We start from the raw sequence: 13956 nt of genomic DNA on the forward strand, positions 1-13956 counted from the left end.
GTTGTGTTTCAGGCCGTCAGTTCGGCGGGTTCGCGGGCGGCTGCTTCGCCCGAGGCTTGCAGGTGTTGCACGAGCGTGCGCGCCGCCACCGGCAGCGTGGAGAAATCCCGGGCGACGAGGCGGATCTCGCGCTGCGACCACGCGTCCTTGAGCGCCACGCTGGTGAGCCGCCGCCCGACGCCGCCGCGCATCAGGTCGAAGGCCTGGCCCGGCATCACGCCGATGCCGAGGCCGTTCTCGATCATGCGGCACATGGCGTCGAGGCCGGTGACGTGGATGCGCAGCTTGATGGTGCGGCCGGCGTCGAGCGCGGCCTGGCGCGTGGCGACGTAGATCGAGCTGTTGGTGTGCAGGCCGACGTGGTCGTATTCCAGCGAGTCGACGAATTCGATCGGACCCGTGCCGGCGAGCGCATGGCCCGCGGGCACGATCAGCACCAGGTGGTCGTGCCGGTAGGGCAGGCTCTGCAATTCGCTGTCGTGGTCGGCCAGGTGGCAGATGCCGAGGTCCGACGCGCCTTCCTGCACCGCGCGCAGGACTTCGCTGCTGAGGTGTTCTTCCAGGTCGATCTTGATGGCCTCGTGGTCACGGCGGAAGGCGCCGAGGTCTTCCGGCAGGAACTGCACGATGGCGGAGATGTTCGCGTGCACCCGCACGTGGCCGCGCACGCCGTCGGCGTATTCGCTGAGTTCGCCCTGCATCTTCTCGAGGCTGTAGAGCACCGAGCGTGCGTGGTGCAGCAGGCTTTCGCCGGCGGGCGTCAGGTCGACGCCGCGCGTGTGGCGGTAGAGCAGGGGAGTATTGAGCGTGGCTTCCAGGTCCGACAGCCGCTTGCTGACCGCTGAAGCCGCGATGAATTCGCGCTCTGCGGCGCGCCCGATGCTGCCCAGCTCGCACACAGCCACGAAGAGCTGCAGGGAGGTCAGGTCGATCCGGCGGGCGAAGCTGCGTTCAGAGGTGCGTTCCGAAGGGTTCATGGGGCGCTGCCGTCATCGCGGCAGGCGATGAAGCGGAGCGCTATTTTGCTAGGGAATTGACCCTTCCGTCATCGTGAAGCGCGATGACACTCTTGCTGCCTCAAGATGAAAAAAAGCGGGCGCTCGGCCCGCTCGTTCCAGGTGCTGGCGTCTGAGCGCCAGGATCACTGTTTCTTATCGGCCGAGTTTTCGAGCTTCTGGCCGGCCTTTTGCACGTCCTGGCCTGCGCCCTTCATCGTGTTGCAGCCGGCCAGCGGAATGGCAAACGCGAATGCGACGGCCATCATTGCAGCAATTTTCTTCATGGCATGACTCCTTTGGAGCAGTTGGTTGAACGGAATGCGAGGCGGTGTTCCCTCCGCAACTGCAGGTTATGAAAACGCATGGCGTCGTCTTGTCAGCCAAAACGCAAAAAGGCTGCCCGGAGACAGCCTTTTGGAGAGTGAGGGGCGAGCCCTCTACCGGGTCTTCAGCGGGTGGCGATGGGTTGCACGTCGCGCTTGACCGAGCCTTCGAACAGCTGGCGCGGGCGGCCGATCTTGTATTCCGGGTCGCCGATCATCTCGTTCAGCTGGGCAATCCAGCCGACCGTGCGGGCCAATGCGAACACGGCCGTGAACAGCGGCACCGGGATGCCGATCGCGCGCTGCACGATGCCCGAGTAGAAGTCGACGTTCGGGTAGAGCTTGCGCGACACGAAGTACTCGTCTTCCAGGGCGATCTTCTCGAGCGCCATGGCCAGCTTGAAGAGCGGGTCGTTTTCCAGGCCCAGTTCATGCAGCACTTCCTTGCAGGTTTCCTGCATCAGCTTGGCGCGCGGGTCGTAGTTCTTGTACACGCGGTGGCCGAAGCCCATCAGCTTGACGTTGGAGTTCTTGTCCTTGACCTGCTTGATGAACTCGCCGATCTTCTCGACGCCGCCAGCCTTCTGGATGTCGTAGAGCATGTTGAGCGCCGCTTCGTTGGCCCCGCCGTGGGCCGGGCCCCAGAGGCAGGCCACGCCGGCTGCGATGGCCGCGAAGGGGTTGGTGCCCGACGAGCCGCACAGGCGCACGGTCGAGGTAGATGCGTTCTGTTCGTGGTCGGCGTGCAGGATGAAGATGCGGTCGAGCGCGCGCTCGAGCACCGGGCTCACCTTGTATTCCTCGCACGGCGTGGCGAACATCATGTGCAGGAAGTTGCCGGCGTAGCTCAGGTCGTTCTTCGGGTACATGTACGGCTGGCCGATCGTGTACTTGTAGGCCATGGCGACCAGCGTCGGCATCTTCGCGATCAGCCGGATCGCGGCGATCTCGCGGTGCTTCGGATTGTTGATGTCCGTGCTGTCGTGATAGAAGGCCGACAGGGCGCCGACCAGGCCAGTCATGATGGCCATCGGGTGGGCATCACGGCGGAAGCCGCGCAGGAAGAACTGCATCTGCTCGTTGACCATGGTGTGATTGGTCACGAGCTTGGTGAAGCCCTTCTTCTGGTCTTCATTGGGCAGCTCACCGTACAGCAGCAGGTGGCAGGTTTCCATGAAGTCGCAGTTGGTCGCGAGCTGTTCGATGGGGTAGCCGCGGTAGAGCAGTTCGCCCTTGTCGCCATCGATGTAGGTGATGGCCGACTGGCACGACGCGGTCGACATGAAGCCCGGGTCATAGGTGAACATGCCGGTCTGGGCATAGAGCTTGCGGATGTCGATGACATCCGGGCCAATCGAGCCCTTGTAGATCGGCAGCTCGATGTTGTCGGTGCCGTTGCTGAACGACAGCGTGGCCTTGTTGTCAGAGGCTTTCATGAAGGCTTTCTTTCTGCAAATAAAAAAACTGCACGGTGGATGCGCGTTCAGACGCGCAGAAGACGCAACAAATCGACCACGCCCGGCTCGGCCAGTGCAGGCTCGGGCTCCTTGCGCTTGAGCAACAAGTCGAGGAGATCGTGGTCCGACAGGTCCATCAGGGCTTCCATGGCCTGCGCCTGTCCAACGGTCAAGCGAGATTCATGCCGCTCGAAGAAACGGGCGATGAACAAGTCGTTTTCCAGCAAGCCGCGCCGGCAACGCCATTTCAGCTTGCTCAGCGCGGGGGCGCCAAGGGGCTGGTCGAGGTTGTCGGTGGCTTGCATGGCTTGTTCCAAGGCTCAGATCGCGCGGCGGACCATCAATTCCTTGATCTTGCCGATCGCCTTCGTCGGGTTCAGGCCCTTCGGGCAGACGTCGACGCAGTTCATGATGGTGTGGCAGCGGAACAGGCGGTACGGGTCCTCGAGGTTGTCTAGGCGCTCACCAGTGGCTTCGTCGCGGCTGTCGGCGATGAAGCGGTAGGCTTGCAGCAGGCCTGCGGGGCCGACGAACTTGTCGGGATTCCACCAGAAGCTCGGGCAGCTCGTCGAGCAACTCGCGCACAGGATGCACTCGTAAAGGCCGTTCAGTTCGTCGCGCTCTTCCGGCGACTGCAGGCGTTCCTTCTCGGGCGGCACGTTGTCGTTCTGCAGGTACGGCTTGATCGAGTTGTACTGCTTGAAGAACTGCGTCATGTCGACGATCAGGTCGCGGATGACTGGCAGGCCGGGCAGCGGCTTCAACACGATCTCGCCCTTGAGCGTGAGCATGTTGGTCAGGCAGGCCAGGCCGTTCTTGCCGTTGATGTTCATCGCGTCCGAGCCGCACACGCCTTCGCGGCAGGAGCGGCGGAAGGACAGCGTGGGGTCTTGCGCCTTGAGCTTCATCAAGGCGTCGAGCAGCATGCGTTCGTGGCCGTCGAGTTCGATCTCGATGGTCTGCATGTAGGGCTTGGCGTCCCGGTCCGGGTCGTAGCGGTAGATCTTGAAGGTGCGCTTCATCGTGGATTCCTGTTTTTGATCTTCAGAAGGTCCGGACCTTCGGGGGCACCGAGTCGACCGTGAGCGGCTGCATCTTGACCGGCTTGTACGAGAGGCGGTTGCCTTCGCTGTACCAGAGCGTGTGCTTCATCCAGTTGGCATCGTCGCGGCCGAGCGGTGCGACCGGATCGTCCGCGGGACGCTCGTAGTCTTCCACGGTGTGGGCGCCGCGGCATTCGCGGCGGGCGGCGGCCGAGACCATCGTGGCCTGCGCCACTTCGATCAGGTTGTCGACTTCCAGCGCCTCGATGCGGGCGGTGTTGAACACGCGGGACTTGTCCTTGAGCGTGACGGCACGGACGCGTTCGCGCACGGCGGCGATCTTCTCGACGCCTTCGTCCATCGAGGCCTGCTTGCGGAACACGGCGGCGTGCTGCTGCATCACGGCGCGGATCTCGCCGGCGACGTCTTGCGCGTAGAGTCCGTCGGTCGAGGCTTCGAGTTCGTTCAGCCGGGCCAAAGTGCGGTCGGCGGCGTCTTCCGGCAGCGGCTTGTGTTCCTTGTTCTTCTCGTTGAACTGCACGATGTGGTTGCCGGCCGCGCGGCCGAACACCAGCAGGTCGAGCAGCGAGTTGGTGCCCAGGCGGTTCGCGCCGTGCACGCTCACGCAGGAGCATTCGCCGACGGCATAGAGGCCGTTGACCACGGCGCTGTTCTCTTCACCCTGCTGGATGACGACCTGGCCGTTGATGTTGGTCGGGATGCCGCCCATCTGGTAGTGGATGGTCGGCACCACGGGAATCGGTTCTTTGGTGATGTCGACGTTGGCGAAGTTGACGCCGATTTCGTACACCGAAGGCAGGCGCTTGTGGATGGTTTCCGCACCGAGGTGATCGAGCTTGAGCAGCACGTAGTCCTTGTTAGGACCGCAGCCGCGACCTTCCTTGATTTCCTGGTCCATCGAGCGCGACACGAAGTCGCGCGGCGCCAGGTCCTTCAGCGTGGGCGCATAGCGCTCCATGAAGCGTTCGCCGTTGCTGTTGAGCAGGATGGCGCCTTCGCCGCGGCAGCCTTCGGTCAGCAGCACGCCGGCGCCGGCCACGCCGGTCGGGTGGAACTGCCAGAACTCCATGTCCTGCAGCGGGATGCCCGAGCGCGCGGCCATGCCGAGGCCGTCGCCGGTGTTGATGAAGGCGTTGGTCGAGGCGGCGAAGATGCGGCCGGCACCGCCGGTGGCCAGCAGCACGGTCTTGGCCTGCAGGATGTGCAGGTCACCGGTTTCCATTTCCAGCGCGGTCACGCCGACGACGTCGCCTTCTTCGTCACGGATCAGGTCGAGCGCCATCCATTCGACGAAGAACTGCGTGCGCGCTTCCACGTTCTTCTGATAGAGCGTGTGCAGCATCGCGTGGCCGGTGCGGTCGGCCGCGGCGCAGGCGCGTTGCACGGGCTTTTCGCCGTAGTTGGCGGTGTGGCCGCCGAAGGGGCGCTGGTAGATGGTGCCGTCCGGGTTGCGGTCGAAAGGCATGCCGAAGTGTTCGAGTTCGTACACGACCTTCGGTGCTTCGCGGCACATGAATTCGATCGCGTCCTGGTCGCCCAGCCAATCGGAACCCTTGATGGTGTCGTAGAAGTGGTAGTGCCAGTTGTCCTCGCTCATGTTGCCGAGCGATGCGCCCACGCCGCCTTGTGCAGCGACGGTGTGCGAGCGGGTCGGGAACACTTTCGAGAGCACGGCCACGTTGAGGCCGGCGCGTGCGAGTTGCAAGGATGCGCGCATGCCGGAGCCGCCGGCGCCGACGATGACGACGTCGAACTTGCGCTTGGTGATTTGGTCTTTGGTGTAGGTCATGGGGTCAGGGCGGCAATGGGATGGGACTCGGAGGGTGAGGGCATCACACCCGCCAGAGCACTTGAATGGCCCAACCCGCGCAACCGACAAGCCAGACCAGCGTGAAGATCTGGAGCAGGAGGCGGATGCTGACCGGCTGGACGTAGTCCATCCAGATGTCGCGCATGCCGACCCACACGTGGTACAGCAGCGAGACGATGACCGCGAAGGTCAGGACCTTCATCCACTGCGACGAGAAGATGCCGGCCCACTTGTCGTAGCCGATCTCGCCCGAGGTGAACAGCACCTGGCAGAGCAGGATGAGGGTGAAGAGGGCCATCAGGCCGCCCGTGATGCGCTGGCTGAGCCAGTCGCGAAGTCCATAGTGCGCGCCGACGACGATGCGCTTGGAGCCGTAGTTCACTGCCATTTTTGATTGCTCCCGATCAGTACAAACCGAACAGCTTGGCGGCCAGCACGACGGTGAGGAGGATGCTCACGAACAGCGTGGCCATGGCCGAGGTCTTGCCGAATTCCTTCGTCACCGCCGAATGGCTCACGTCCATCCACAAGTGGCGCAGGCCCGCGATGAAGTGGTGCAGGTAGGCCCAGATCAGCGCCAGCGCCACCAACTTGATCAGCACGCCCGGAACGAAACCAAGGCCGCTGTTGAAGGCGGCCTTGAATTTTTCAAAGGAAATCTCGGAACTGATCGACGTGTCGAACATCCAGATGATGAACGGCAGCAGCAGGAACATCAGGAAGCCGCTGATACGGTGCAGGATCGACACGATGCCGGCCGGAGGCAGGCGATACGTGCGCAGATCGGTGAACGCGTTGATGTTGCGGAACTCGCGGCGCGGTGGCCGTGGCGTGGAGGCAAGCTCAGTCATGGGAGGCTTTCGTTGCTTTTCGTGGGGGACGGCTTGAGTCTGTAGGCAAATGCAAACAACCAAAAATTGTATTGCAATGCACCATGACGCATCGGTGCGTCGTGCATCGACACAGTGCATCGCTCGGGCACTTGGACTTGAATTCGGGATGGCGCCGAGCGCCTGCGGCCATGTTCGCGCAAAAAGTACGCGCCAGTGGCCCGGCGGCGGACGCAGCGATCGAGGACGCGGACGCCATCATCCGAGTTCGTTCCGGTAGTGGTGCGTGTCGGTGCGGTAGAGGCCGCGCCGAAGCTCCATGGGGGTGTCGTGATAGGTATAGGCCACGCGCTCGACGCTCAGGAGGGGGGTAGCGCTGGTGACGGCGAGCAGTGCAGCTTGTGCGTCGTCAGGCAGCACCGCGCGGATTCTCTCCTCCGCGCGGATCATGTGCACGCCGAATTCAGCTTCGAACAGCGAATACATGGGGCCGCGCCATGCCGTGAGGCGCTCGGCGGTCAGGCCCTTGAAGGGCACACCGGGCAGCCACAGGTCCTCCAGGATGGTCGGAACGCCGCCGTAGGCCAGCACGCGGCGCACCTGCAGCACGGCGTCGCCGGTGCGCAGGGACAGGGCGCGCGCCACGTCGGCGGCGGCGCGCAGGCGCTTGCAGTCCACGATGGTGCGTTCGGCCGGGCCTTCGGAGTTCAGGTCGCCGCTGTCGGGCACCAGCTTCAGGAAGCGGTACTGGACGTGGTGCTCGGTGTGCGTGGCGACGAAGGTGCCCTTGCCCTGGCGGCGCACCAGCAGGTTTTCAGCGGCCAGCTCATCGATGGCCTTGCGCACCGTGCCCTGGCTCACTCGAAAACGCGCGGCGAGGTCCATTTCGCTGGGAATGGGCTCGCCGGGCTTCCATTCGCCGGCCTTCAGGTTTTGCAGGATCAGGGCCTTGATCTGCTGGTACAGCGGGCTGAACGCCGGCGTCGGCGTGTCTGGCAGGGCGGAAAGAGGCGTGTTCATGGCGTGGGCAAGCGCGGCGATGGCGCCGGAATGGCCCCTATCTTATATAAGACATAAGACATGCGCCATGAAAACGCGGTTTGGGCCTAAAATGCCGGCCGGTTTTGCGCGCGGACCCTGGGTCCGGCAATGCCCGCGGCGTTCAAGAGGCAGTCGCGGGGCGAATCCCTCCCTTTTCATCACCTTCTGGAGTCTTCCCATGAGCAAAAAACCCGTCCGCGTTGCCGTCACTGGCGCCGCCGGCCAAATCGGCTACGCCCTGCTGTTCCGCATCGCCTCGGGCGAAATGCTGGGCAAGGACCAGCCGGTGATCCTGAACCTGCTCGAAGTGCCGGTCGAAGGCCCGCAAAAGGCACTCAAGGGCGTGATGATGGAACTCGACGACTGCGCCTTCCCGCTGCTGGTCGGCATGGAAGCGCACAGCGATCCGATGACGGCGTTCAAGGACGCCGACTACGCGCTGCTGGTCGGTTCGCGTCCGCGCGGCCCCGGCATGGAACGTGCCGAACTGCTGGCCGTCAACGGCGCCATCTTCACGGCCCAGGGCAAGGCGCTCGACGCCGTCGCCAGCCGCAATGTCAAGGTGCTGGTGGTCGGCAACCCGGCCAACACGAACGCCTACATCGCCATGAAGAGCGCGCCCAGCCTGCCGCGCAAGAACTTCACCGCCATGCTGCGCCTGGACCACAACCGCGCCGCCAGCCAGATCGCCGCCAAGACCGGCAAGGCCGTGGCCGACATCGAGAAGCTGACCGTCTGGGGCAACCACTCGCCCACGATGTACGCCGACTACCGCTTCGCCACCATCAACGGCGAAAGCGTTGCCAAGATGATCAACGACCAGGAATGGAACGCCAACACCTTCCTGCCGACCGTCGGCAAGCGCGGCGCCGCGATCATCGAAGCGCGTGGCCTGTCGTCGGCTGCCTCGGCTGCCAACGCCGCCATCGACCACATGCGCGACTGGGCCCTGGGCACCAACGGCAAGTGGGTCACGATGGGCATCCCGTCGGACGGCCAGTACGGCATTCCGAAGGACACGATGTTCGGCTTCCCGGTCACCTGCGAAGGCGGTGAGTACAAGGTCGTCGAAGGCTTGGACATCGACGCCTTCAGCCAGGAACGCATCAACAAGACCCTGGACGAACTCCAGGGCGAGCAAGCCGGCGTCGCCCACCTGCTCTGAAATGTCGGCCCGCCAGCTTGCCACTGCGTGTGCTTCGCCACCCCCCGAGGGGGAGGCGCGGCTCGCCTTGGGGCGGCCCGGCGGCGGCCGCCTTTCGCACCAATGACCATGCTCGACTGGAACCCCGCGCTCTATTCCCGCTTCGAGGATGAGCGCACCCGCCCCGCACGCGACCTGCTCGCGCGCGTGGCGATGGATCCGGCGGGCGTGGCCAGCGTGGTCGACCTGGGCTGCGGCCCGGGCAACTCGACCGAACTGCTGGTCGAACGCTTCCCGCAGGCGTTCGTGACCGGCACGGACAACTCCGAATCGATGCTGGTCAAGGCGCGCGAGCGCCTGCCATCGGCGACCTTTCTCCTGAGCGACATCGGATCGTGGCAGCCTGAAGTGCCGCCGGACCTGATCTACGCCAATGCCTCGCTGCAATGGGTGCCGGGCCACGAGACCCTGTTCCCGCGCCTGTTGGACGCGCTCGCGCCCGGCGGCACGCTGGCGATCCAGATGCCGGACAACCGCGACGAGCCAACCCATCGGCTGATGCGCGAGTTGGCGGCCAAGGCGCCGTGGGCCAAGGCGATTGGCGACTTCTCGCGCTTCCGGACCGAACTGCTGTCGCTGGACGGCTACTACGACCTGCTGGCGCCGCTGGCGGCGAACCTCGACGTCTGGCGCACGGCGTACCAGCACCCGATGGAATCGCCCGCGGCGATCGTCGACTGGGTGCGCGGCACCGGGCTGAAGCCCTTCGTTGATCGCCTGTCGCCGGAACTGCAGGAAAGCTACCTGGCCGCCTACGAACGGCGCATCGACCAGGCCTACCCCGAACGTGCCGACGAGAAGCGCCTGCTGGCGTTCCCGCGCATGTTCATCGTGGCGCGCAAAGGATGACCACCTCCATGACCGCAGCGCAGGGCCGCCCCAAGCAAGGTCGCACCCCCTCGGGGGGCAGCGAGGACACGAAGTGCCGACCGTGGGGGATCCTATGACCCAGAATATTCGCCCCGGCGACGTGTTGCGCGCCGCACAGGCCGGCTCGGTCGTGCTGCCGGTGTGCGACCACTACAGCGGCGTCGAAGCGCGCATGAAGAAGAGCCTCGCGCTCCAGGCCGAGATGGCCCAGGAGTTCGGCGCCTGCGTGTTCGACGTCACCCTCGATTGCGAGGATGGTGCGCCGGTCGGCGGCGAGTCCGAGCATGCGGCGCTGGTCACTGAACTGGCGCTGGCTGCGGCGCCCGGCATGCGTGTCGGCGTGCGCGTGCATCCGGTGGACCATGCGGCCTTCGATGCCGACGTGGCCACGATCGCCGGGCGTGCCGGCCTCAAGCTCAGCCACATCATGGTGCCGAAGGTCGAGTCGCTGGCCGACGTGGTGCGCGCCGCTGCCGCGCTCGATGCGGCCGGCGCGCAGGACTTGCCGCTGCAGGTGCTCATCGAATCGCCGCTGGCGGTGCACAACGCCTTCGACATCGCCTCGCATCCGCGGGTGCAGTCGCTCAGCTTCGGCCTGATGGACTTCGTGTCCGCGCATGCCGGTGCGATTCCGGCCGAGGGCATGGCAGCGGCGGGGCAGTTCGCGCATCCGCTCGTCGTGCGGGCCAAGCTGGACATTGCTTCTGCCGCGCATGCGTACGGCAAGGTGCCCTCTCATTGTGTTGTCACCGAATTCAACGACATTGACGCGATGCGTGCCGCCGCCGGGCGCGCCGCCAACGAATTCGGCTACACCCGCATGTGGAGCATCCACCCCAACCAGATCCGCCCGATCCTCGAGGCCTTCGCGCCCGGGGAAAGGCAGATCGAGATCGCGGCGAAGATCGTCGCGGCCGCCGAGCGTGCCAACTGGGCGCCCGTGAGTTTCGAAGGCGTGCTGCACGACCGCGCAAGCTACCGCCTCTATTGGCAGGTGCTCGAACGCGCGCACGCCACCGGCCGTGCCCTGCCTCCCGAGGCCAAGGCATGGTTTGCCGCCCCCGCCACCTCTTGACTGCTCCCAAACACTCCCAACAAGGAATCCCACCATGAAGAAAATTGCATTCATTGCGGCGCTGGCCTTGGCATTGCCCTTCGCTGCCTCAGCGCAGGAACCTGCAAAGCCCAAGCCGAAGCCGCAGTCCACCGGGAAGGCCGTCACGCAGAAAGTGGTGCCCAAGAAGATCATCAAGAAGGTCGAGGAAAGGCAGCCCATCGCCGAAGATGTCGATGTCGTCCTGACACCCGAGGACCAGGCTGTCGCACTGCGCGTGCACACGGGCACCATCAAGTGCGAACTCGGCGCCAGCGTGAGCATCACGGCCGACGAGAAGAAGCCCGGCTATTTCACCCTGATGCACAGCAATGTGCGCTACCGCATGCACCCGGTGGAGAGCCGCACCGGCGCGGTTCGCCTGGAAGACCCGCGCCAGCAGGCGATGTGGTTGCAACTGGGCAACAAGTCGATGCTGATGAGCCAGAAGCAAGGCCTGCGCCTTGCCGATGAATGCCAGGCCGAAGTGCAAGCGCAGCTTGCCGAAGAAATCAAGAAGAACCCGCCGAAGGCCCTGTTCGAAGGCGCCGACGAACCGAAAAAGTAAGTCCCCGCGGCGCGGCTCTTGCTTGAAGCTTGCGCCGCCTGCTGTTCCCACGTCATACGGAGAGAGAAAATGTTGCAAGCCTATGTTGAACATGTTGCCGAACGCGCCGCGCTCGGCATCCCGCCGCTGCCGCTGTCTGCCAAGCAGACCGGCGACCTGATCGAGCTGCTGAAGGTCGCCACCCAGAACGACGGCGAATTCCTGCTCAACCTGATCACGAACCGCGTGCCCGCGGGCGTCGACGACGCGGCCAAGGTCAAGGCCAGCTACCTCGCCGCCGTGGCACACGGCAGCGAGAAGAGCCTGCTGATCTCCCGCGCACGCGCCACCGAACTGCTGGGCACCATGCTGGGCGGCTACAACATCAGCCCGCTGATCGACCTGCTCGACGACGCCGAAGTCGGCGGTGTGGCCGCAGACGCGCTGAAGAAGACGCTGCTGATGTTCGACCAGTTCCATGACGTCAAGGAAAAGGCCGACGCCGGCAACGCGAATGCCAAGGCCGTGCTGCAAAGCTGGGCCGATGCCGAATGGTTCACCAGCCGTCCCGAAGTGCCGCAAAGCATGACGCTGACGGTATTCAAGGTGACCGGCGAAACCAACACCGACGACCTGTCGCCCGCGCCCGACGCGACGACCCGTCCCGACATCCCCATGCACGCCCTGGCGATGCTGAAGAACGCACGCCCCGGCATCACGCCGGAAGAAGACGGCAAGCGCGGTCCGGTGAAGTTCATTGAATCGCTGAAGGAAAAGGGCCACCTCGTCGCCTACGTCGGCGACGTGGTCGGCACGGGTTCCTCGCGCAAGTCGGCGACCAACAGCGTGCTGTGGTTCACTGGCAAAGACATCCCCTTCATCCCGAACAAGCGCTTCGGCGGCGTGTGCCTGGGCAACAAGATCGCGCCGATCTTCTACAACACGATGGAAGACGCCGGCGCACTGCCGATCGAACTCGACGTGAACCAGATGAACATGGGCGACGTGATCGAACTGCGTCCCTACGAAGGCAAGGCCCTCAAGGACGGCCAGGTCATCGCCGAGTTCACCGTGAAGAGCGACGTGCTGTTCGACGAAGTGCGCGCCGGTGGCCGCATTCCGCTGATCATCGGCCGTGGCCTCACGACCAAGGCGCGTGAGGCGCTGGGCCTGCCGCCGTCGACGCTGTTCCGCTTGCCGCAATCGCCGGTCGATACCAAGAAGGGCTTCTCGCTCGCACAGAAGATGGTCGGTCGCGCCTGCGGCCTGCCGGAAGGCCAGGGCGTCCGCCCCGGCACGTACTGCGAACCCAAGATGACCTCGGTCGGTTCGCAAGACACCACCGGCCCGATGACCCGCGACGAGCTGAAGGACCTGGCTTGCCTGGGCTTCTCGGCCGACCTGGTCATGCAATCGTTCTGCCACACGGCCGCCTATCCGAAGAAGGTCGACGTGAAGACGCACCACGAGTTGCCCGACTTCATCAGCACCCGCGGCGGCGTGTCGCTGCGTCCGGGCGACGGCGTGATCCACAGCTGGCTCAACCGCCTGCTGACGCCCGACACCGTGGGCACGGGTGGCGACAGCCACACGCGCTTCCCGATCGGCATCAGCTTCCCGGCAGGTTCGGGCCTGGTGGCCTTCGCAGCTGCGACCGGTGTGATGCCGCTGGACATGCCGGAATCGGTGCTGGTGCGCTTCAAGGGCAGCAAGATGCAACCGGGCGTCACGCTGCGTGACCTGGTGAACGCGATTCCGCTGTACGCCATCAAGGCGGGCCTGCTGACGGTCGAGAAGAAGGGCAAGAAGAACATCTTCTCCGGCCGCATCCTCGAGATCGAAGGCCTGCCTGATTTGAAGGTGGAACAAGCCTTCGAACTGAGCGATGCCTCGGCAGAACGCTCGGCCGCCGGCTGCACCGTGCACCTCGACAAGGCCCCGATCATCGAATACATCAACAGCAACATCACGCTGATGCGCTGGATGATTTCGGAAGGCTACGCCGACGCTCGCACGTTGGGTCGCCGCATCGCCGCTCAGGAAGCCTGGCTCAAGGACCCGCAACTGTTGCAACCCGATGCCGACGCCGAATACGCGGCCGTCATCGAGATCGACCTGGCCGACATCCACGAGCCGATCCTGGCTTGCCCGAACGACCCGGACGACGTGAAGACGCTGTCGGAAGTCGCCGGCGTCAAGATCGACGAAGTGTTCATCGGTTCTTGCATGACCAACATCGGTCACTTCCGTGCCGCCTCCAAGTTGCTCGAAGGCAAGCGCGACATCCCGGTCAAGCTGTGGATCGCACCGCCGACCAAGATGGACGCAAACCAGTTGACGGAAGAAGGCCACTACGGCGTGTTCGGCAACGCCGGTGCGCGCACCGAAATGCCGGGCTGCTCGCTGTGCATGGGCAACCAGGCACAGGTGCGTGAAGGCGCGACGGTCGTGTCGACCAGCACCCGCAACTTCCCGAACCGCCTGGGCAAGAACTCCAACGTGTACCTCAGCAGCGCCGAACTGGCTTCGATCGCGTCCACGCTGGGCCGCATCCCGACGAAGGAAGAGTACATGGCCGGCATGGGCGTGCTCACGGCGGCAAGCGATCAGGTCTACCAGTACCTGAACTTCGACAAGATCGAGGAGTTCAAGGACGCGGCGGCGACGGTTCACGCCTGATCTGCTTTCCGGCTCTCCTGAAGAAAGGCCCGCTCTGCGG

At 64.6% G+C, this 13956-nt stretch carries 14 protein-coding genes; 5 read left to right on the plus strand and 9 right to left on the minus strand.

Annotated elements, in window-relative coordinates:
- Positions 1-8: 8 nt before the first annotated feature.
- The 9 genes from WKW82_RS20375 to WKW82_RS20415 form a co-directional block, all read right to left on the minus strand.
- The gene (locus WKW82_RS20375; RefSeq protein ID WP_340344156.1) at positions 9-977 is read right to left on the minus strand and encodes a LysR family transcriptional regulator; all 969 of its coding nucleotides are present in this window, start codon (positions 975-977) and stop codon (positions 9-11) included.
- Positions 978-1141: 164 nt separating this feature from the next.
- On the minus strand, positions 1142-1282 hold the full coding sequence (locus WKW82_RS20380) for an entericidin A/B family lipoprotein (RefSeq protein WP_340344157.1): 141 nt from the start codon (positions 1280-1282) through the stop codon (positions 1142-1144).
- Between the two features lie 164 nt (positions 1283-1446).
- The gene (gene gltA, locus WKW82_RS20385) at positions 1447-2757 is read right to left on the minus strand and encodes a citrate synthase (protein ID WP_340344158.1); all 1311 of its coding nucleotides are present in this window, start codon (positions 2755-2757) and stop codon (positions 1447-1449) included.
- Between the two features lie 47 nt (positions 2758-2804).
- Positions 2805-3083 carry an FAD assembly factor SdhE gene (locus tag WKW82_RS20390; RefSeq protein ID WP_340344159.1) on the minus strand — a complete coding sequence of 93 codons (279 nt, stop codon included), beginning with the start codon at positions 3081-3083 and terminating at the stop codon, positions 2805-2807.
- A gap of 15 nt (positions 3084-3098) precedes the next feature.
- Complete coding sequence (locus WKW82_RS20395) at positions 3099-3800, minus strand: succinate dehydrogenase iron-sulfur subunit (RefSeq protein ID WP_340344160.1); 702 nt, start codon at positions 3798-3800, stop codon at positions 3099-3101.
- A gap of 22 nt (positions 3801-3822) precedes the next feature.
- A complete protein-coding gene (sdhA, locus tag WKW82_RS20400; RefSeq protein ID WP_340344161.1) occupies positions 3823-5631 on the minus strand; it encodes a succinate dehydrogenase flavoprotein subunit in 1809 nt (602 codons plus the stop codon).
- Positions 5632-5674: 43 nt separating this feature from the next.
- Positions 5675-6040, minus strand: coding sequence for a succinate dehydrogenase, hydrophobic membrane anchor protein (gene sdhD / locus WKW82_RS20405; RefSeq protein WP_340344162.1), 366 nt, complete (start codon positions 6038-6040; stop codon positions 5675-5677).
- Positions 6041-6056: 16 nt separating this feature from the next.
- On the minus strand, positions 6057-6503 hold the full coding sequence (sdhC, locus tag WKW82_RS20410; protein ID WP_340344163.1) for a succinate dehydrogenase, cytochrome b556 subunit: 447 nt from the start codon (positions 6501-6503) through the stop codon (positions 6057-6059).
- Between the two features lie 237 nt (positions 6504-6740).
- Positions 6741-7502 (minus strand): GntR family transcriptional regulator, encoded by a 762-nt coding sequence (locus WKW82_RS20415; protein ID WP_340344164.1) that lies wholly within the window; start codon positions 7500-7502, stop codon positions 6741-6743.
- Positions 7503-7701: 199 nt separating this feature from the next.
- Between WKW82_RS20415 and WKW82_RS20420 the strand changes: the two genes are divergently transcribed.
- The 5 genes from WKW82_RS20420 (at position 7702) to WKW82_RS20440 (ending at position 13916) form a co-directional block, all read left to right on the plus strand.
- Positions 7702-8688 (plus strand): malate dehydrogenase, encoded by a 987-nt coding sequence (locus tag WKW82_RS20420; RefSeq protein ID WP_340344165.1) that lies wholly within the window; start codon positions 7702-7704, stop codon positions 8686-8688.
- Positions 8689-8796: 108 nt separating this feature from the next.
- Positions 8797-9576, plus strand: a complete 780-nt coding sequence (tam, locus tag WKW82_RS20425) for a trans-aconitate 2-methyltransferase (RefSeq protein ID WP_340344340.1) — start codon at positions 8797-8799, stop codon at positions 9574-9576.
- Positions 9577-9670: 94 nt separating this feature from the next.
- Positions 9671-10672 carry an HpcH/HpaI aldolase/citrate lyase family protein gene (locus tag WKW82_RS20430; RefSeq protein WP_340344166.1) on the plus strand — a complete coding sequence of 334 codons (1002 nt, stop codon included), beginning with the start codon at positions 9671-9673 and terminating at the stop codon, positions 10670-10672.
- A 34-nt stretch (positions 10673-10706) separates the two neighbouring features.
- Positions 10707-11258 (plus strand): hypothetical protein, encoded by a 552-nt coding sequence (locus tag WKW82_RS20435; RefSeq protein WP_340344167.1) that lies wholly within the window; start codon positions 10707-10709, stop codon positions 11256-11258.
- Positions 11259-11327: 69 nt separating this feature from the next.
- Entirely contained in the window at positions 11328-13916 is a 2589-nt protein-coding gene (locus WKW82_RS20440) for a bifunctional aconitate hydratase 2/2-methylisocitrate dehydratase (protein ID WP_340344168.1), read from the plus strand.
- Positions 13917-13956 lie beyond the last annotated feature (40 nt).

Origin of the sequence: Variovorax rhizosphaerae (assembly GCF_037889975.1) — a bacterium.
GTDB lineage: Bacteria > Pseudomonadota > Gammaproteobacteria > Burkholderiales > Burkholderiaceae_C > Variovorax > Variovorax rhizosphaerae.

Bases quoted from the DNA above. Each gene is read 5' to 3' on its own strand.
- WKW82_RS20375 (WP_340344156.1), bottom strand. From the start codon at position 977: ATGAACCCTTCGGAACGCACCTCTGAACGCAGCTTCGCCCGCCGGATC.
- WKW82_RS20380 (WP_340344157.1), bottom strand. From the start codon at position 1,282: ATGAAGAAAATTGCTGCAATGATGGCCGTCGCATTCGCGTTTGCCATT.
- gltA (WP_340344158.1), bottom strand. From the start codon at position 2,757: ATGAAAGCCTCTGACAACAAGGCCACGCTGTCGTTCAGCAACGGCACC.
- WKW82_RS20390 (WP_340344159.1), bottom strand. From the start codon at position 3,083: ATGCAAGCCACCGACAACCTCGACCAGCCCCTTGGCGCCCCCGCGCTG.
- WKW82_RS20395 (WP_340344160.1), bottom strand. From the start codon at position 3,800: ATGAAGCGCACCTTCAAGATCTACCGCTACGACCCGGACCGGGACGCC.
- sdhA (WP_340344161.1), bottom strand. From the start codon at position 5,631: ATGACCTACACCAAAGACCAAATCACCAAGCGCAAGTTCGACGTCGTC.
- sdhD (WP_340344162.1), bottom strand. From the start codon at position 6,040: ATGGCAGTGAACTACGGCTCCAAGCGCATCGTCGTCGGCGCGCACTAT.
- sdhC (WP_340344163.1), bottom strand. From the start codon at position 6,503: ATGACTGAGCTTGCCTCCACGCCACGGCCACCGCGCCGCGAGTTCCGC.
- WKW82_RS20415 (WP_340344164.1), bottom strand. From the start codon at position 7,502: ATGAACACGCCTCTTTCCGCCCTGCCAGACACGCCGACGCCGGCGTTC.
- WKW82_RS20420 (WP_340344165.1), top strand. From the start codon at position 7,702: ATGAGCAAAAAACCCGTCCGCGTTGCCGTCACTGGCGCCGCCGGCCAA.
- tam (WP_340344340.1), top strand. From the start codon at position 8,797: ATGCTCGACTGGAACCCCGCGCTCTATTCCCGCTTCGAGGATGAGCGC.
- WKW82_RS20430 (WP_340344166.1), top strand. From the start codon at position 9,671: ATGACCCAGAATATTCGCCCCGGCGACGTGTTGCGCGCCGCACAGGCC.
- WKW82_RS20435 (WP_340344167.1), top strand. From the start codon at position 10,707: ATGAAGAAAATTGCATTCATTGCGGCGCTGGCCTTGGCATTGCCCTTC.
- WKW82_RS20440 (WP_340344168.1), top strand. From the start codon at position 11,328: ATGTTGCAAGCCTATGTTGAACATGTTGCCGAACGCGCCGCGCTCGGC.